This window comes from Flavobacterium sp. 140616W15 (assembly GCF_003668995.1).
Taxonomy (GTDB): domain Bacteria; phylum Bacteroidota; class Bacteroidia; order Flavobacteriales; family Flavobacteriaceae; genus Flavobacterium.
In genome coordinates this window covers 4060679-4080360 of sequence record NZ_CP033068.1, presented here as the reverse complement: position 1 = coordinate 4080360, position 19682 = coordinate 4060679, and the positions used below count along the sequence as shown (strand labels likewise).

Annotated in this window: 16 protein-coding genes and 1 tRNA gene; 11 read left to right on the top strand and 6 right to left on the bottom strand. The window is 28.7% G+C overall.

The genetic code is table 11. The annotated features are described in order from the left end of the window. Positions 1–104 precede the first annotated feature (104 nt). Positions 105–416 (top strand): DUF1294 domain-containing protein, encoded by a 312-nt coding sequence (locus tag EAG11_RS17810; protein WP_129540356.1) that lies wholly within the window; start codon positions 105–107, stop codon positions 414–416. Between the two features lie 1139 nt (positions 417–1555). Here the strand turns inward: EAG11_RS17810 and rpiB are convergent. Both rpiB and EAG11_RS17800 read right to left on the bottom strand, forming a co-directional pair. After that, entirely contained in the window at positions 1556–1987 is a 432-nt protein-coding gene (gene rpiB / locus EAG11_RS17805) for a ribose 5-phosphate isomerase B (protein WP_129540355.1), read from the bottom strand. 764 nt (positions 1988–2751) lie between these two features. Continuing rightward, on the bottom strand, positions 2752–2985 hold the full coding sequence (locus tag EAG11_RS17800; protein ID WP_129540354.1) for a putative signal transducing protein: 234 nt from the start codon (positions 2983–2985) through the stop codon (positions 2752–2754). A 197-nt stretch (positions 2986–3182) separates the two neighbouring features. Here EAG11_RS17800 and rnr point away from each other — a divergent pair, with 197 nt between their 5' ends. The 3 genes from rnr to EAG11_RS17785 are packed head-to-tail and all read left to right on the top strand — an operon-like array spanning position 3183 to position 6753. After that, positions 3183–5363: a ribonuclease R gene (rnr, locus tag EAG11_RS17795; RefSeq protein WP_129540353.1), complete on the top strand. Its 2181-nt coding sequence runs from the start codon at positions 3183–3185 to the stop codon at positions 5361–5363. Between the two features lie 26 nt (positions 5364–5389). Then, on the top strand, positions 5390–6058 hold the full coding sequence (locus EAG11_RS17790; RefSeq protein ID WP_129540352.1) for a head GIN domain-containing protein: 669 nt from the start codon (positions 5390–5392) through the stop codon (positions 6056–6058). Between the two features lie 17 nt (positions 6059–6075). Then, positions 6076–6753 (top strand): LysE family translocator, encoded by a 678-nt coding sequence (locus EAG11_RS17785; protein WP_129540351.1) that lies wholly within the window; start codon positions 6076–6078, stop codon positions 6751–6753. Between the two features lie 418 nt (positions 6754–7171). Here EAG11_RS17785 and EAG11_RS21835 read toward each other — a convergent pair. Continuing rightward, positions 7172–7242, bottom strand: a tRNA-Cys gene (locus EAG11_RS21835). Between the two features lie 102 nt (positions 7243–7344). Continuing rightward, positions 7345–7707: a dihydroneopterin aldolase gene (folB, locus tag EAG11_RS17780; RefSeq protein WP_129540350.1), complete on the bottom strand. Its 363-nt coding sequence runs from the start codon at positions 7705–7707 to the stop codon at positions 7345–7347. A 118-nt stretch (positions 7708–7825) separates the two neighbouring features. Here folB and EAG11_RS17775 point away from each other — a divergent pair, with 118 nt between their 5' ends. The 5 genes from EAG11_RS17775 (at position 7826) to EAG11_RS17755 (ending at position 13033) form a co-directional block, all read left to right on the top strand. Then, positions 7826–9943, top strand: coding sequence for a glutamine--tRNA ligase/YqeY domain fusion protein (locus EAG11_RS17775; RefSeq protein ID WP_129540349.1), 2118 nt, complete (start codon positions 7826–7828; stop codon positions 9941–9943). Positions 9944–11387: 1444 nt separating this feature from the next. Then, positions 11388–11867 (top strand): hypothetical protein, encoded by a 480-nt coding sequence (locus EAG11_RS17770; RefSeq protein WP_129540348.1) that lies wholly within the window; start codon positions 11388–11390, stop codon positions 11865–11867. A gap of 82 nt (positions 11868–11949) precedes the next feature. Continuing rightward, positions 11950–12279: a YtxH domain-containing protein gene (locus tag EAG11_RS17765; protein ID WP_129540347.1), complete on the top strand. Its 330-nt coding sequence runs from the start codon at positions 11950–11952 to the stop codon at positions 12277–12279. Between the two features lie 145 nt (positions 12280–12424). Further along, the gene (locus EAG11_RS17760; RefSeq protein WP_129540346.1) at positions 12425–12775 is read left to right on the top strand and encodes a competence protein; all 351 of its coding nucleotides are present in this window, start codon (positions 12425–12427) and stop codon (positions 12773–12775) included. A 3-nt stretch (positions 12776–12778) separates the two neighbouring features. Next, the gene (locus EAG11_RS17755; protein WP_129540345.1) at positions 12779–13033 is read left to right on the top strand and encodes a DUF6327 family protein; all 255 of its coding nucleotides are present in this window, start codon (positions 12779–12781) and stop codon (positions 13031–13033) included. A gap of 26 nt (positions 13034–13059) precedes the next feature. On the opposite strand, the gene EAG11_RS17750 is transcribed toward EAG11_RS17755, so the two are convergent. Together EAG11_RS17750 and gltX are read right to left on the bottom strand one after the other, a co-directional pair. Continuing rightward, positions 13060–14037 carry an SPFH domain-containing protein gene (locus EAG11_RS17750; protein WP_129540344.1) on the bottom strand — a complete coding sequence of 326 codons (978 nt, stop codon included), beginning with the start codon at positions 14035–14037 and terminating at the stop codon, positions 13060–13062. A gap of 147 nt (positions 14038–14184) precedes the next feature. Next, entirely contained in the window at positions 14185–15690 is a 1506-nt protein-coding gene (gltX, locus tag EAG11_RS17745; protein ID WP_129540343.1) for a glutamate--tRNA ligase, read from the bottom strand. A gap of 164 nt (positions 15691–15854) precedes the next feature. Here gltX and EAG11_RS17740 point away from each other — a divergent pair, with 164 nt between their 5' ends. Together EAG11_RS17740 and ybeY are read left to right on the top strand one after the other, a co-directional pair. Beyond that, positions 15855–19166, top strand: coding sequence for a hypothetical protein (locus tag EAG11_RS17740; protein ID WP_129540342.1), 3312 nt, complete (start codon positions 15855–15857; stop codon positions 19164–19166). Beyond that, positions 19163–19582 carry an rRNA maturation RNase YbeY gene (gene ybeY, locus EAG11_RS17735; RefSeq protein WP_129540341.1) on the top strand — a complete coding sequence of 140 codons (420 nt, stop codon included), beginning with the start codon at positions 19163–19165 and terminating at the stop codon, positions 19580–19582. Before EAG11_RS17740 ends, ybeY begins: the two co-directional genes overlap by 4 nt. Positions 19583–19682: the final 100 nt, after the last annotated feature.

Sequence of the window (19682 nt, the reverse complement as noted above, 5' to 3'; positions counted from 1 at the left end):
ATAATTTCTTAATTATAAATTGATATAATTTACTTATTAAAATGAAATAGCAAATTAATCAATAATTCTGCTAAAATAATATCTTTGTTCTTAATTTTAAGCCAATGAAAGTTTTATTACCGTATTTTTTTATCGTAAATAGTATTGCCTTTATTTTAGCTGGATATGATAAATATTTGGCAATCAAACATAAACGTAGAATCTCCGAAAATACATTGTTTGCAATAACTGCTCTTGGTGGTTCATTAGGATTGTTACTAGCAATGCTATTGTTTAAACATAAAACGAGTAAACCTTCTTTTATTATAAAATATACAGGAATTATTTTCCTTCAGATAGCAATTGCTGTCCTTATGTTTATTTATTACAATGATACTGAAACTCTTGCTTGGTTTATAGTAAGTGCCAATAAATAGTGCTGTTTTTATATTGTTAATAACTACACAAATACTTATTTATCAAATAATTAAATCTAACATTAAAAGATTTGATTATACTATTGCTGGTATATTTATCATTAAGATTCTCATTTAAAAAAATAGTAGCACTTCCCTTGATAATTACAATCTAAAAAACGCTGTTTTACCTATACAATCAAATAATAAATGAGTTTGTTTTTATGTTGTTAATAACTCCATAAATACTTATTTATCATATAATTAAATCTAACATTTTTAAATATTTGCTTATATTGTTTCTGGTATATTCATTGTTAACATTGTTATTATAAAGACATAAAACAACTAAATACTCTTTTATAACAAGATAATAGAACTGTCCTTGGTAATTACTATCTAAAAAGCATTGTTTTGCTTATAGAATCAAATAATAAATGAGTTTGTTTTTATGTTGTTAACAACTCTGCAAATACTTATTTATCAAACAATTAAATATAACATTTTTAAATATTTGCTTATATTAATTCTGTTATATTTATCATTAACATTGTCATTATAAAAAATAGTAGAACTGTCCTTGATAATTACTATCTAAAAAGCGTTGTTTTGCCTATACAATCAAATAATAAATGGGTTTGTTTTTATGTTGTTAATAACTATGCAAATACTTATTTATCAAACAATTAAATATAACATTTTTAAATATTTGCTTATATTAATTCTGTTATATTTATCATTAACATTGTCATTATAAAAAATAGTAGAACTGCCCTTGGTAATTACAATCTAAAAAGCGTTGTTTTGCCTATAGAGTCAATTAATAAATGAGTTGTTTTTATGTTGTTAATAACTATATAAACACTTATTTATCAAATAATTAAATCTAACATTTTTAAATATTTGCTTATATTAATTCTGCTATATTTATCATTAACATTGTCATTATAAAAAAATAGTAGAACTGCCCTTGGTAATTACAATCTAAAAAGCGTTGTTTTGCTATAGAATTGATTAATAAATGAGTTGTTTTTATGTTGTTAACAACTCTACAAATACTTATTTATCAACTAATTAAATTTTAAAAAAGCCGGATGAATTGAAAAAATTCACCCGGCTTACTATTTTATAGGTGCGAAGCACTCATTTTTTTGACTTATTTACTGACAAGCAATCTTATTTACTCTATTTTGGTGTCTTCCACCTTCAAATTCAGTATTTAAAAATGCTTCAACCATTTCTACAGCTTGTGGAATCGATGTAAAACGCGCTGGAATACTAATAATGTTAGCATCATTGTGCAAACGTGTTAAAACCGCAATTTCTTTAGTCCAACATAAACCAGCTCTCACTTTCGGATGTTTATTAACAGTCATTGCAATTCCATTTCCGCTTCCGCAAATAACAATTCCAAAATCAGCCTTACCTTCAGTGATATCTGTAGCAACTGGATGACCAAAATCTGGATAATCTACAGAATCCTCAGAATCTGTACCATAGTTAGTTACTTCATGTCCTTTTGCTTTAAGCATAGCAACAATTGCTTTTTTATATTCTGGCCCTGCGTGATCGTTTCCTATTGAAATTTTCATTATTAAGTTATATTAAGTTGTGTCCTGCAAATTTAGCCAATTAATAAATGACTGCTATCAATTTCTATAATTTTCATTTATTTTTTACTTAATAACTTTTAAAAACATAGTTTTTATAACTCATAGATATTGGTGAAATTCGTAGTATAAAAACTTAAAAATATAACTCATTTAGTATCAAAATATTAACACTTATTAACATTATTAATAACTCCATAAGTACCTAGTAATCAATGAAAGATAAACATCTTTTTTGTTAATTTTTTATAATGTTAATAGCAAAACGCAATTGCTTGATATTCAGTTAACTTTAAATTAACAACTTTTGTTAATAACTACAGAAAGAAAATTAGAAGTTTTTTTTGGTTGTGTCATAAAAAAACCTAATCCAAAATTGGAACTTAATAACCTAATAAAGTTTGGAGATTTTTTGGAAAAGTTATCAATATCAAAAAGTGCATTTTCAACAAAAATCAACATATGAAGTTATCTACAAAATGAATTCATTTTAGGTTGTTAACCAATGTTAATTAAAATCTAAAAACTCTTAGAAACTAATACTTTAACAAAATATAAGTATGTTGATAACTCTATATAACTAAGAGAAACTTCATTTCAATGCTTTTAAAAATAAATTTATATGACATATTAACACACTATAATAACAACCAAAAATTAATTAAATTTAAATTTTTCTTTTTTAATATATAATATATGTTGACAACTTTGAAAATTGAAAAAGAAAAAAAATTGAAATTTTAGATTTAAACGATTGAAAGTGGACTATTGAGATTGTCAAGAATTTCCTGAACTCTTTCGAAATCCTCTGGATGAACGTTGAGTTTGATTCCGCCCAAAGCTGCAGAATAGAAAGGAGCCACCGATAAGGTCATTTCGTTCTCTAGATAGTATGGAATGTCTTCTTGTTCTAGTAAGTGCTTTAGAACGACTGTTTCGTGCAGATAATTGAATATAGCAATGGTTTTAAAGCTTTGCATAAAGGTCTTTCTGTAAAGATACGAAATGAACATTACGAAAAATTAGTAGATGCAATTAATTTAAATATACAGATTGGAAAATACCTCTGAAAATCAATAGGTAGCAGTGTTTGAAAGTTATATTTTTAATAAAATGGAACCTAAAAAGCATTATCTGATATCTTCTTTGTAATTTTAAACCTTATAAGAAAAGATATATGAGTAAGAAAATTAGAAAACCGATAAAGAATGAGAAAGATTTCTCTAGTAAGATTATAAAAATTTTATCGCAACATGCTAATAAACCATTTAATTACAAACAAATAGGAGCGAAGCTCGAACTAGACGATACTAAAAGTCGTAACCAAATTATAAAAGATTTAAAAATTCTGGCTTCTCAAAATAAGATTGTTGAATCAGAACCAGGAAAATATTTAATTAAAGCTGTTAGTCAGGATTATTACGAAGGTACGATTGATATGACAAGTCGTAAAACAGCTTACTTTATTTGTCCAGATTTTACCGAAGATGTTTTTATTCCCACAAATAATTTAAATCGTGCACTAGATAAAGATAAAGTAAAAGTTTACGTTTATAACAGAAGAAAAGGGAAACGTCCTGAAGGTGAAGTTATTGAAGTAATAGAAAGAAATAAAACTGACTTTGTTGGAGTTATTGACATTCAGAATAACTTTGCTTTTGTTTCTACTGCAAATCCTAAAATGTACACTGATATTTTTATTCCAAAGGATAAAATAGGAGAGGCTCAAAACGGTGATGTAGTTTTAGTTACGATAGAAGATTGGCCAAAACGTGCAGATAGTCCATTTGGTTCAGTAGTAAAAGTTTTAGGTAAACCAGGAGAACACGATACCGAAATTCATGCTATTTTAGCTGAATATGGTTTACCATCAGATTTTCCAGTAGAAGTAGAGGTTTATGCACAAAAGATAGATACTTCTATACAAGAAAGTGAAATAGCTAAGCGTCGCGATATGCGAGATACGCTTACGTTTACAATAGATCCAAAAGATGCAAAAGATTTTGATGATGCATTATCATTCAAGAAGTTAGAAAATGGAAATTACGAAATAGGAATTCACATTGCTGATGTTTCGTATTATCTAGAAGAGGGAACAATTTTGGATGATGAAGCATATCAACGTGCAACTTCGGTATATTTAGTCGATAGGGTAGTACCAATGCTTCCAGAAGTGTTATCTAACTTTGCATGTTCATTGCGTCCTAATGAAGAGAAATATACTTTCTCAGCAGTTTTTGAAGTATCAGAGAATGCACAAGTTATTAACCAATGGTTTGGTAGAACAGTAATATATTCGGATCAGCGATTTGCTTATGAAGAAGCACAATATATCATTGAAACAAAAGACAATACAATTCCAGCAGAAACTTCTATTACAGGAAGTTCATATGTTGTTTCAGATGAAATTACAAATGCTACTTTAAAACTTGATGAATTAGCTAAGATTTTGAGAAAGAAAAGAATGGCTAATGGGGCTATTTCTTTTGACAAAGTTGAAGTTAAATTTGATTTGAATGCAGAAGGAGAACCAGAAGGAGTTTATTTTAAAATATCAAAAGATGCCAATCATTTAATCGAAGAATTCATGCTTTTGGCTAACAGAAAAGTTGCTGAATACATTGGTAAACAAAAGAAAACATTTGTTTATAGAATTCACGATGAACCAAATGAAGACAAATTAATTGCAATGCAATCGGTAATTGCTAAGTTTGGTTACAAGATAGATTTCCGAAATAAAGGAGATATATCAAAATCATTAAATGCTTTAATGGAAGAAGTTAATGGTAAAAAAGAGCAAAATTTAATTGATACTCTTGCAATAAGAAGTATGAGTAAAGCCAAATATTCGACAGATAATATCGGACATTATGGTTTGGCTTTTGATTATTATAGCCATTTTACATCGCCAATTCGTCGTTATCCAGATGTTATGGTACATAGATTATTGCAATATTATCTAGATGGAGGAAAATCTGTAGATGAAGAAACATATGAAACCAAGTGTTTACATTGTTCAAACATGGAAGGTTTAGCAACAAATGCAGAACGTGATAGTATTAAATACATGCAGGTTAAATACATGCAGGATCATAAAGATGAAGAGTTCTTGGGAGTTATTTCAGGAGTTACTGAGTGGGGAATTTATGTAGAAATAGTATCAAATAAATGTGAAGGAATGGTAAGAATCAGAGAGATAAAAGATGATTATTATACTTTCGATGAAAAACAATATGCACTTGTAGGTGCTACTTCTGATAAGATATTACAATTAGGCGATGAGATTTACGTTAAAGTAAAAAATGCCGATTTAGTTAAAAAACAATTAGATTTTCATTTTTTAAGAAGAGCAGAGTAAGAAGTAAAAATTTAAAAAAGAAAAACATGAAAAAGTTATTAATAGGAGTTGCAATTTTATTTGTACAAGTATCATTTGGTCAGGTAACTAAAAACTTAGGAGATTTTGATAAAGTTAAAGTATTCGATAAATTGAGTATTACATTAATTCATTCTTCAGAAAATAAGATAGTTATAAAAGGAAGCAGAGAGAGTGAAGTTGAAGTTGTTAATAAAAATGGAGAATTGAAATTAAGAATGCCATTTCCAAAACTTTTATCTGGAGATGATATATCAATACAGTTATATTACAAACGTATTGAAAGCATTGATGTAAGCGAAGGAAGTATAGTTTCAAGTAAAGAAACATTCAAACAAACAACTATCGATTTAAATTCTAAAGAAGGAGGAGAAATCAATGTAATTTTGGATGTTGATAATGCTAAAGTAAGAGCAGTTTCTGGAGGAACAATCAAAGTATCTGGAGAAGCAAGCAATCAAGTTGCTAATTTAGGTTCAGGAGGAATTTTACGAGCTAAGGGATTACATACCTCACAAACGACAATAAGCGTTTCTGCGGGAGGAAATGCCGAAATCTATGCTACTACCTTAGTTGATGCAAAAGTGAATGCTGGTGGCTATATTTACATCTATGGTAAACCAAAACAAATTAACCAAAAAACTGTTCTTGGCGGTAGGATTGAAGAAAAAGAATAAAACGAAATTGTATTTTAATGATAAATGATATTATAGCAGGGATTCCATGGGGAGTATTTTTAAGCTTTATGGTAGGCCCGGTATTTTTTATATTACTAGAAACTAGTATTACCAAAGGTTTTAGAGCCGCATTAGTTTTTGATCTAGGAGTAATTCTAGGAGATATTTTCTTTATAGCGATTGCTTATTTAGGAAGTTATAGATTAATTAAAAGTTTACAAGATAAACCCGCCCTTTTTATTTTTGGAGGTATAATCATGTTGGCTTACGGTATTATTTCGTTTATACAACTCAAGAAAGAAGCTAAAATAAACGATGAAGAAATAGACCGTGATATCATCAAAAGAAACTATGGAAGTCTTTTTGCAAAAGGCTTTTTCCTAAATGTTATTAATATCGGAGTACTTGGTTTTTGGGTTGCAATAATTATTTCTATTGGACCAAAATTAGAAATGCAAACATCAAGAATGATGACATTTTTTGTAACAGTTGTATTAACTTATTTGATTATTGACTGTATAAAAATTGTTTTAGCAAAGCAATTAAAATCTAAAATGACACCATCTAATATTCTTAAAATTAAAAAAGGAATTAGTATAGTTTTAATGATTTTTGGATTTGTTTTAATAGTTCAAGGATGGTTTCCAAAAGAAAAAGAAATGGTAAAACATGCTTTTGAAAAGATAGAAAAGTAGTTGTTAATAACTGCAAAATATAGTTTTAAACCTCTCATTACGAGAGGTTTTTTTATGTTTAAAAATTTAAAAATTCTTTGTAAAAGTTCTAAACCAAGGGTAGGGAGGAACTTAAGTTTTACGCAAAATAATCCTCAATCTTGTCATTTCGAGGAACGAGAAATCTCCACGAGTAGCTCGAAAATTTAAGAGAAAAACTGTGAGTTAGCTTCTTGCGAAGATTTCTCGTTCCTCGAAATGACAAAAGTGCGCAGACTAACTTTAAACTTAAGTTTTTATTAAAGCTTCTTACAGTCAAAGCTTAAACTTTTGAAAAGGTAATAATACTGTTTAATAAGACTTCGACTCCGTTGATTTTGAAAATATTGAGGAAAAATTAAGCATAAAAAAAAGAGATACATTTCTGTATCTCTTCTTGAGGCATCGTCCGGATTCGAACCGGAGTAGGAGCTTTTGCAGAGCCCAGCCTAGCCGCTCGGCCACGACGCCATTACTTGAACGGATGGCAAAAGTAACCATAATCTTTAAATTTTAAAAACTTAAAGCCAACTATTTTTTAAATTTTTTAAAAGAAATAAAATTTCATTCTAATTATTTCTTTCTAGTTTCTTTCATTCTAATTGTAACCGACTCAACATCACCACCAATAGGAGGGTTAATCTTTGAAACTTCAACAATTGTTTTTGTGATCATTGGGATCTCATCAAGAACCCTTGTAATGATTCTTTTGGCAACATGTTCCAATAATTTAGATCTAATGGCCATTTCTTCGGCTACAATTTTGTTTAAATGTACATAATCAACCGTGTCAGCAAGATGATCAGACTCGGCAGATTTTCTTAAATTAGCATGAATTTCTAAATTCACTTCATAATCAGATCCAATTTTTCCTTCTTCAATTAAACATCCGTGGTAAGAAAAAGTACGGATATTTTTTAGTTTAATAATTCCCATTTTTTAATTTAATTTCTTGCTCTAAGTTTCAGATTTACTGAGAAGTTTCCAAAGAAAACTGTAAACTGTAAACCGAAAACTATAAACTTTTTTATCTTTGCTAAAATTACTATAAATAATGGCATCAGAAGAAAAATCACTCAATTTTATTGAACAAATCATAGAAGAAGATTTAAAATCAGGTTTATCAAAAGATAAGCTTCATTTTCGTTTTCCACCAGAACCAAATGGTTATTTACATATTGGTCATGCAAGTTCTATTGCTTTAAATTTTGGATTAGGAATTGATTATCAGTCACCTGTAAATTTACGTTTTGATGATACCAATCCAGAAAAGGAAGAACAAGAGTTTGTTGATGCAATTAAAAAAGACGTAGAATGGCTAGGATATACTTGGTCAGAGGAACGTTATGCATCTGATTATTTTCAGCAATTATACGATTGGGCAGTTTTATTAATTAAAAAAGATAAAGCATATGTTGATAGTCAGTCTTCTGAAGAAATGGCTATTCAAAAAGGAACCCCATCAACAACAGGTACAGATAGTCCATTTAGAAATCGTTCTGTAGAAGAAAATTTAGACTTATTTGAAAGAATGAGAAACGGAGAATTTGAAGCTGGAACTCATATTTTACGTGCAAAAATAGATATGAAATCTACTAATATGTTGATGCGTGATCCTATCATGTATAGAATTTTACACAAGCATCATCATAGAACTGGAGATGCCTGGAAAATTTACCCAATGTATGATTGGGCTCATGGACAAAGTGATTATTTAGAAAGTATTTCACATTCATTTTGTACGCTTGAATTTTTACCTCACCGTGAATTATACGATTGGTTTTTAGATCAAATTATAGATGATAATAAGTTGCGTCCTAAGCAAAGAGAATTTGCAAGACGTAATCTTTCGCATACAGTTGTAAGTAAAAGAAAATTACAACAATTAGTTAAAGAACAGCATGTTAATGGTTGGGATGATCCAAGAATGTCAACTATTTCTGGATTAAGAAGAAGAGGATATACTGCAGCTTCATTACGTAATTTTGCTAATTCAACAGGAATTGCAAAACGAGATAATTTAATAAGTGTATCGGTTTTAGAGTTTTGTATTCGTGAAGATTTGAACAAAATAGCACCACGTGTAATGGCTGTTTTAGATCCGGTAAAATTGGTAATTACTAATTATCCAGAAGGAAAAGAAGAGTTACTTGATGCAGAAAATAACCAGGAAGATGATACTGCAGGATTTAGAAAAGTCCCATTTTCGAGAGAGTTATATATAGAAAGAGAAGACTTTTTAGAAGAAGCTCCAGCTAAGTTTTTCCGTTTAACATTAGGAAAAGAAGTGCGTCTTAAAAATGCTTATATCATTAAAGGAGAAAGTGTTATAAAAGATTCAGCAGGTAATATTACTGAAATTCATGTTACTTATGATACAGATTCTTTAAGTGGAAGTGGAAGTGAAGCTAGCCAACGTAAAGTATCAGGAACCTTACATTGGGTTTCGATTGCACATGCTATAGAAGCTGAAGTTCGTTTGTATGATCGTTTATTTATAGATGAAGCTCCAGACAGTTATAAAGATAAAAATTTCTTAGATTTTGTAAATCCAAATTCGCTAGAAATTGTTACTGGATTTGTTGAACCAAGTTTAGCTACAGCTCAAAATGAAGATAAATTTCAATTTCAACGTTTAGGGTATTTTACTGTTGATAAAGATTCAACTGCTTCTAAACTAGTATTTAATAAGACAGTAGGATTAAAAGATGCTTGGGAAGAAAAAGGTAAAAAGGAAGAAAATAGCATTAATAATTCTTTAAAAGACATCAATAAATATTTTAAAGTTGAAACTAAAGCTGAACGTTTGGTAATTGAAAATACAATAGGGGAGAGTATAGCTGCTATTTCAAGTTTTTCATTATTACAAAATTCATTAAAGAAGAATATTAACAATAATAAGAGTTCGTTATTATTTGCTCAATTCATTCTGAAATATTCAAATTTAAAATCATCTGATTTTGAAGAAGAAGAAATAAAAAAATTATATACCATGTCACTAAGAAGTGAATCGACTTATGTTCGTTCGAAAGCACTTTTGAATTTAAGAGATTTGGAAACAGAAAATTTTAGAAATCAGTTTGAAGAAGAAATTCAAAAATTAAATTCAAATCCTCCAAAAAATGCTTCTGATAGAGAAAAGGAAATTTTGGAAGAAATGTTAAAAAAATAATATCAGTTTTAGTTATCAAAAAGCGCTTTTTATAAGCGCTTTTTTTATTATTTATAATTCCTATTAAAATACAAAAATTGATAGTTTTATTATATTAAAATCAACCTTCATAAATTGATTTTAAGATGTTTTTAATAATCAGTCAATATAATTATCGTTTTTATAAAAATAATTAATTAGCGTTCTTTATTTTAATTTAAACTAAATTTCAAGATGATTTTGTCGTTGTTAACATCAAAATGTTTATAAGTACAAAATCTTTACAATTCTGGTGCTTTTATCAGATTTCAATTCAAATTTTTTACTTAGCGACAGTTTTACATTTTTTGATTTTAAAATCATTTTAATTCCTTAAAAAAATATTTCTAGTAAGTGAGAAAACCTTTTGTTAAAATGGAATGAAAACCAGTAATCAGTTTTATTTATGAAAACTATGTATTATTATAATTTTATCTATTATTAATATTAATTATTATTTTTGTAATTTATATAGTTTTTTTAGATTAAAAACAGCTTCCATATGTTGTTTTTAAGACGTTTTTATAATTATAACAACTCTATAATTGGTTTTGTAAAAATAATTGATTAGCGTTCTTTATTTTAGTTTTAGACTTAATTTAAGCGTGATTTTGTCCTAATTGACACTGAAATGTTTATAAATACAGTATATTTCCCATTTTAATAGATTTTACCGATTCTCTATTCAATTTTTTGCTCTGTCTATATTTTCCTTTTTAGATTTTTAAAATGTAATCTCAAGATTATCTCGTTTACTCAAATAACAGAAATTTGTCTAGTATTAAATTTTATTGTAAAAAAAGGATGAAAGCTAAGTATCAATTTTAATTATATAAAATATAATTATTTATAGATTTTTATATTATTTATATATATTATTATTCTGTGATTTACTATAGTTTTTATATATTAAAAACAGCTTCTATATATTGTTTTTAAGACGTTTTGTAAAAATGGATAACTCTAATATTGGTTTTATAAAAAGGATTGATTAGCGTTCTTTATTTTAGTTTTTAATCAAATTTAAGATGGTTTAACGCGTTTTTAACATACAAATGCTAATAAATGTATTATTTTTATGAAAAGCCAATTAAGCAAATTTTTATAAAGTGGATTTATCCATTTTAAGATAAAAATGGAATGGGCTATGATTATAGAATTATTTCTTAAATCTTAAAATTTGATTTTATGTAAATTTTAGTTTTGAATAGTTTTAGATGGAATTATTAAAATTAATTTATCGTTTGTATTTTGTTTATGGTTTAGTTTTGATAATACTTTTTTTTACAAAGTGTTTTTTGATTTTATTTCATAAATATCAAAATCAACGAAATTGATTTTTTGATTATTTTCAAAATTGTTTATTTCGTTTCAAAATCTGCTTATCGAGGTTTACTTTATTAAGTTGAACTTAAAATCAGAAATTATGAAAATCAAATTTTTAATATTAGGATTATTATTTACGAGTTTTGCTTTCTCTCAAACTCATGAAATTCTCAAACATAACGGAGAAAAAATAGATGTCAATTATATAAAACAAGATAATGATCTTATTTACTATTCATTGAATGGTAGTCAGGAACAATTTGCAATTAGTAAATATGCAGTTTCTTCTCTTAAAGAAAAAGCAAGTTCTAAATCAGAATCTATTTCTCCTAAAATTCTAGTAACAGACAAGAAGGATTATAGTTTGGTAAAAGTTTTAAAACCTAGCCAAACTATCGGACTCAAAGAAGTTGAAACTTTTTCAGGATTGTCTACAAAAACAAAAGGGGAATCTCCTTTGGCTTTAAAGGAACATACTGAAAGACGTATTAAAACTAAGTCTGCAGATAATGGATATCCATTCGTAGCAATTGTCGAAAAACCAGATGGTAAGTATCAAGCAATTGCTTATGTATATTAAAATTATATTAAACATTTATTTATAAGAATTTTATCTATATAAAATTGATTATCTTTAGTATCAACTTTTAAAATTTATAGTTATGTCAAACAACACAGGAAACACAATATTAGCACTTCTTACTGGAGCAGCAATTGGAGCAGGAATTGGAATTTTGTTTGCACCAGATAAAGGTTCAAAAACAAGAGGACGTATTAAACATGGAATTGATGATGCAAAACATAATTTGAAGCACAAATTAGAAACATCAACAGAAGGTTTACGTGATAAGTTTTTAAATGCTAAAGAAGATTTAGATGGTACATATGAGAATTTGCTTTCGAATATGAGTCACAAAACAGAAGAAGTAATTTCTTTTCTTGAAACTAAATTAGCAGATTTGAAAACTCAAAATGCTAAACTTCAGAAATAAATAGCCCTTTTTTAGGCATAAGCGAAGTACACATTGGACTTTAATTGTTATTGTTTCAAAAAATTTAATTAATTTTAAGAATTGCAATACATTGGTTTCATTGTGTACTTTGTATTTTTTATCAAATCAACTAAAATAGTTATTTATGGCTTTTGAAGAGTTTAAAGAACATACCGAAAATATTCAAGATCAGGCAAAAGCCTATGTTGATAGTCACCTTGCTTATTATAAATTGTGGGGTTTTAAAGTTGCAATGAAATCTACAACAGTAATTTTTAAATTTATTTTGATTTTACTGTGTTTTAGTATGGTTATGTTGTTCGGATCTGTTGCGGCTGCTTTTGCTATTAGTGCTGCTTTAGGCAGTTACACTTTTGGATTTCTGATAGTAGGAGGGATCTATTTACTAGCAACGATACTCATTTTCTTTATAAAAGATAAAATGGTAGAAGGACCAATTTTAGAGAAATTTTCAGAAATCTTTTTTAACGACTAAATTATGGAAACTAAAAAATACTCATCATATGCTGAAATTGAAAGAGAATTGGAAATTCTAAAAATTGAGAAGCAAATTAATTATCAGAAGTTAGTTTTAAGTGTTCAAAAAACTAAAGAATCTTTAGAACCTCAAAATATAGTAAACGGATTTTTAGGTTCATACAAAACAATACTTTCTAATTCATATATAAAAATAATACAAGCGGCGATTCCTTATTTAATAGGATGGTTTATAAACAAAAAAAGAGGCCATTAAGCCTCTTTTTAAATTTTACATATAAATTATTCTTCTGTTTCTGGAGCTTCAGGAGCTTCATAATCTGGTTTTACTTCTGTCTTTGGTTTTACTTTTTTATTCGTTCTCTTCATCATCTCGCCAACTTGGTTCGATGCACTAAATGAAGCTACCATATTATTTAGCATGTCGCTTCCTGCTTGTGGTGAATTTGGTAACAAGATTAAGTTAGAATTTGCATCAGCACCAATAGCTTGTAATGTATCATAATGTTGAGTAACTACAATTAAAGCAGAAGCTTCTTGAGAATTAATACCCACTTTATTTAAAACATCAACACTTTCTACAAGACCTCTCGCAATTTCTCTTCTTTGATCTGCTATACCTTGACCTTGTAATCTCTTACTTTCAGCTTCCGCTTTTGCCTTAGCAACAATTCTAATTCTAGAAGCTTCTGCTTCAAATTCTGCTACAGTTTTTTCTCTATCAGCAGCATTAATTCTATTCATTGCATTTTTAACCTGGATGTCTGGATCAATATCAGTTACTAATGTATTGATAATTGTATATCCATAAGTAGTCATAGCTTCATTTAATTCTCTTTTTACTGCAATTGCGATATCATCTTTTCTTTCAAAAACATCATCTAATTTCAATTTAGGAACTTCGGCACGAACAACATCAAATACATAAGAGGTAATTTGATCGTGTGGATATTCTAATTTATAAAATGCATCATACACAGTTTCTTTAATAACCATAAATTGAACTGAAACTTTAAGTTTTACAAAAACGTTGTCTTTAGTTTTTGTTTCAATGATTACATCTAGCTGTTGGATTTTAAGATTTACTCGCCCAGCAATTCTATCAATCATAGGTATTTTTAATTGTAAACCTGATGTTCTTACACTTAGAAATTTTCCGAAACGTTCTATAATTACAGATGTTTGTTGCTTTACTGTAAAGAATGACGATAAGAAAATAAATAATCCGAAGATTAAAAGAATAATAATTGGAATGTTCATAACTGATAAATTTAGTTTAAATATTAACGGTCAAATTACGAAATTTCTTCCATTTTAATACGTTATGTTTTCATTAAAATAAAAAAGCGTTAAGAATAGCCTCTATTGGTATTCTTAACGCTTTTATTAATTATAGTATTTATTTGTTTACAAAGCTACTATTGCTTTTTGTATTCTTGAGATTGTTTCTTCTTTTCCTATGATTTCAACAATGTCAAATAGGTGAGGACCTTTTAAAGCTCCAACCAAACTCAAACGGAAAGGTTGCATAACTTTACCCATTCCAATTTCATTTTTAGTCATCCAATCTTTTACTATAGTTTCAATATTTACAGAAGTAAAATCTTCAATATTTTCTAGAACAGATGTAAGTTCTTGCATTAATGCAGGAGTTTCTTCCTTCCAGTTTTTACTTGCTTTTTCATCATATGATGTTGGAGCTTGAAAAAAGAAATCACTTAATTCCCAAAATTCTGAAACAAAATGAGCACGTTCTTTTATCAGAGAAACTATTTTTGTTGTCAGCTCTAGCGGAGTCGAGAACCCTTTTTCTTCAAGAATAGGAGAGAAGTCCTTAGCTAAATCTTCATTATTTTGTTTAATCAAATGTTGGTGATTAAACCATTTGTTTTTCTCTGGATCAAATTTTGCTCCTGATTTGTGTACTCTGTTCAGGTCAAATGCTTCTACTAATTCATTTAATGAAAAGATTTCTTTGTCAGTTCCATCGTTCCAACCTAATAAAGCTAGGAAGTTAATAACAGCTTCTGGGAAAAATCCTTTCTCTCTGTATCCAGATGAAACACCTTCTTCCGTTTTCCATTCTAATGGAAATACTGGGAAACCTAGTTTATCCCCATCTCTTTTAGATAATTTTCCGTTACCAATTGGTTTTAGAATTAATGGCAAGTGCGCAAATTCTGGTGCATCCCAACCAAAAGCTCTGTATAGTAAAACATGTAAAGGCATAGATGGTAACCACTCTTCACCACGAATTACATGAGATGTTTCCATCAAATGATCATCTACAATATTTGCTAAATGGTAAGTAGGCATTCCGTCACTTTTAAATAAAACTTTATCATCTAAAAGATTAGTTTCAAACTTAACTTCGCCACGAATAATATCTTGTAAATGCAATGTTTCGTTAACCGGAGTTTTAAATCGGATTACATAATGTTCGCCATTAGTAATTCTCTTAGCAGTTTCATCAGCAGAAATTACTAGAGAAGTATCCAGCTTTTCACGGTTATGATGATTGTATATAAAAGTTTTTCCTTCTGCTTCGTGTTGTTTTCTTAGAGCATCTAATGATTCTGGAGTATCAAATGCATAATACGCCCAACCTGAATTGATCAATTGATCAGCATATTGTTGGTATAAATGTTTACGATCACTTTGTCTGTATGGACCAAATTTTTCATTTTTTCCAACAGTTTCATCTGGAGCAATTCCTAACCATTCTAAAGCTTCCATAATATAAGCTTCGGCTCCAGGAACAAAACGGGTTTGATCTGTATCTTCAATTCTAAGATAAAAAACACCGTTATGTTTTTTTGCAAATAAATAATTAAATAGGGCAGTACGAACACCACCAATATGTAATGGTCCAGTCGGACTTGGTGCAAAACGCACACGAACTTGCTTTGACATTTGTTTAAATTTTGATGCAAAGATACGATTCTAATTAGAGAATTTGAATATGAGTTTTAATGTGATAATGTGTTGTTTGCAGTTCAATTGACTAATTATCTAATAGATCATTATCTAATTAAAATTATTACTTTTATAGGTTATAAGCAAAACAGAATACTATTTTGAAAACAGTTCCATTTATATATCAAAAGCTTGAAGATTTTATAAAGAAATATTACACCAATGAGTTGATTAGAGGTTTACTTCTTTTTACTGGATTTGGTTTATTATATTTTTTATTTACCATTTTCATTGAATATTTTCTTTGGTTAAAGCCATTAGGAAGAACTCTTTTGTTTTGTGCTTTTGTATGTGTAGAAGTGTTTCTGTTGTTTCGTTTTATTATGTTTCCACTTTTTAAATTATTTAAGATTCAAAAAGGGATAGATTATAAGGAAGCTTCAAGAATCATTGGAAATCATTTCACAGAAGTAAATGATAAATTAACCAACTTTTTGCAACTATCATCTAGTACTAATGAGATTGAACAATCAGAATTAATGTTGGCTTCTATTGAACAAAAAGCAAATTCATTACAATTGATTCCGTTTAGCAATGCAATTAATTTTAGTGCTAACAAGAAATATTTACCCTTAGCTTTAATACCAATTTTATTCTTTTTAGTTTTTTATATTTCTGGAAATAGTGGTATCCTTTCTCAAAGTTTAAATAGGGTAGTGCACTTTAATGCTGCTTTTCTACCTCCAGCTCCTTTTAAATTTGTAGTTCTAAATTCAAATTTACAAACAGAACAGAATAAAGATTTCATCCTTCAAGTACAATCTGAAGGGAATGTTATTCCTGAGAATGTTATGATTCATATTGAAAACGAAAGTTATTTTATGGAATCAACTAAACCTGGAGTATTTGAATTTAAAATAGAAAAGCCTAATAGTAATGTTGAGTTTTATGTAGAGGCTAATCAGGTAACTTCTCCTTCATATGAATTGAAAGTTATTACAGTTCCTTCTATTGCAAACTTCGAAATGCAATTAAATTATCCATCTTATTTAAATAAAAAAAGTGAAACTATAAGTGGCACTGGTAATGCGATTTTACCTGAAGGAACTCGTGTAACTTGGAAAATGAATACCAAATCTACTCAAAATGTGGATTGGAAAGAAGGGAGCACATTAATTCCCTTTGTAAAAGGAGATAATAGCTTTATTTTATCTAAAAATATTGCTCAAAATACAGAATATCAAATCCTTACATCTAATAATAAGATTAAAAACTACGAAAAACTCAATTATCAGCTCTCAGTAATCAAAGATCAGTATCCTACTATCAATGTAAGCGTTGCTCCTGATAGTTTAAAGCTAGGAAAGGATTATATGTTAGGGCAATTATCAGATGATTATGGTTTGTCAAAATTGCAAATTGTGTATTACGAGCGTAACAAACCTAACAATGCCAAACGTGGAACAATTGCTGTCAAGAACAATGTCTTTGATCAATTTGTTTTTTCATTTCCTAGTAATCTTCCTGTTGAGCAAGGTGTATCTTATGAATATTATTTTGAAGTTTTTGATAACGATGCTCCACATAATTTCAAGAGTGCAAAGTCTTCCGTTTTCTCAGACCGTGTTGCAACTAATGATGAGTTACACGAGCTAGATTTAGAACAACAAAATAGTAATATTAATGCTCTTTCTAAATCTTTAAAAAGTCAGGATAAGCAAATTTCTGAATTAGAAAAACTTCAAAAAGTAGGTAAGGAAAAGAATAATTTAGAGTTTAAAGACCAACAAAAAGTAAATGATTTTATCAAGCGTCAGAAACAACAAGACCAAATGATGAAAGAATTTGCTGAGAAGATGAATCAGAATCTTGATAAATTCAAGACTGAAAAGAAAGATCAAACTATTGAAGATTTACAAAAGCGTTTAGATAATGCGGATAAGGATTTAGAGAAAAATCAAAAGCTATTAGATGAACTTAAAGACCTAAATGATAAAATAAAGAGTGATGAATTGTTTGATAAGATAGATAAATTTAAACAAATTTCTAAAAACCAATCTAAGAATTTAGAGCAATTAGTTGAGCTTACAAAGAGATATTATGTAACTAAAAAAGCTGAACAGTTAAAAGATAAACTGGATAAGTTAGCAGATAAACAAGATCAGCTTTCTAATAAAGAAAAAGAAAACACTTCAGAGAAGCAAGATGAAATTAATAAAGCATTTGATAAACTTCAGGAAGATTTAAAAGATTTAAAGAAGGAGAATAAGTCTTTAAAAGCTCCAATGGAAATACCTGCTGATGCTAATAAAGAAAAAGATATTGATAATGATTTAAAGAAAGCTTCAGAAGAGTTAAAGAAAAACAACAGTGCAGGAGCTAAGCCTAAACAGAAAAATGCTGCAAAGAAAATGAAAGAGATGGCTCAGAAAATGAAGGAAGGAATGCAGTCTTCTGAGCAAGAACAATTGGAAGAAGATGTTAAAATGTTGCGTCAGATTTTAGATAATCTTTTAGCTTTTTCACTATCTGAGGAAGCAGTTATGCTACAGTTTAAATCACTTAAATTAGGTTCGTCAGTTTTCAATAAGAATATAAAGATTCAGCAAAACTTAAAATTACAGTTCAAGCATATTGATGATAGTTTGTTTGCTTTGTCTTTACGTAACCCTAAAATAGCTGAAGATGTTACAAAAGAAATAGGGAACGTTCAATACAATATGGATAAAGCGCTTGAAACTTTAACGGATGTTCAGATCCGTAAAGGTGTTTCTCACCAACAATATGCTGTTTCATCAGCTAATAAATTGGCTGATTTCCTAAGTGATTTATTGAGTAATATGCAAATGTCTATGGCTAGTCCTAGTTCAGGACAACCCAAACCTGGTCAAGGAGAAGGCATGCAATTGCCAGATATAATAAAAAAACAAGAGGGACTTGGTAAGAAAATGAAAGAAGGAATGGAAAAAGGGCAGGGGCAAGGACAAGGAAAAAATGGTAAAAATGGAAAGGATGATAAGTCTGGTGGTAAAGGAAACTCTGGTGAGAATGGTGATGATGGAGAAGGAAATGCTCAAGAAATAATGGAAATTTACAAAGAGCAAGTTCGTCTTAGAGAAGCATTACAAAAGGAATTAGAAAAACAAGGACTCGGACCAAATGGACAAAAGACATTGGAACAAATGAAACAGTTAGAAAAACAACTTTTGAATAAAGGTTTTAAGAATGAAAACTTGCAACGTATATTGAATATTCAGCAAGAATTATTAAAGTTAGATACAGCTGTTCAAGAACAAGGCCAAGAGAACAAGCGACAATCAGAAACAAATAGGAAAGAATTTAATAATCAATCTAATGCGTTGCCTGCGTCATTATCAGATTATTTAAATAGCATAGAGATTTTAAACAGACAATCATTACCTTTGCGATCGAATTTTAATCAAAAGGTTCAAGAATATTTTAATACTAAATGATCAATTTTAATTACGAAACAGACTTCGTTTTAGAGAATGAAGAAGCGTTTGAAGGATGGCTATCTGCTGTCATTCTATCAGAGAATAAAAAAGAAGGGGAGATAAGTTACATTTTTTGTGATGATGAATATCTTCATAAAATAAATGTAGAGTATCTTAATCATGATACACTTACTGATATTATCAGTTTTGATTATACTGTAGGTAACGAATTAAACGGAGATATTTTTGTTTCTGTTGAGAGGGTTCGTGATAACGCTCTAGATTTTAATGTTCCTTTTGATAATGAATTGAAGCGTGTGTTAGCTCACGGTATCTTACATTACTGCGGATATAAAGATAAGTCTGAAACTGAAGCAGTATTAATGCGTTCAAAAGAGGAAGAAAAAATTGCAATGTTCCACGTGGAACTATAATTAAACAACTTCTTTTTTATACATGTTCCACGTGGAACATGGTTTGATTTTACTGCAAAAAAAAATAAAGTGTTTCACGTGGAACATTTTATTTATAGTT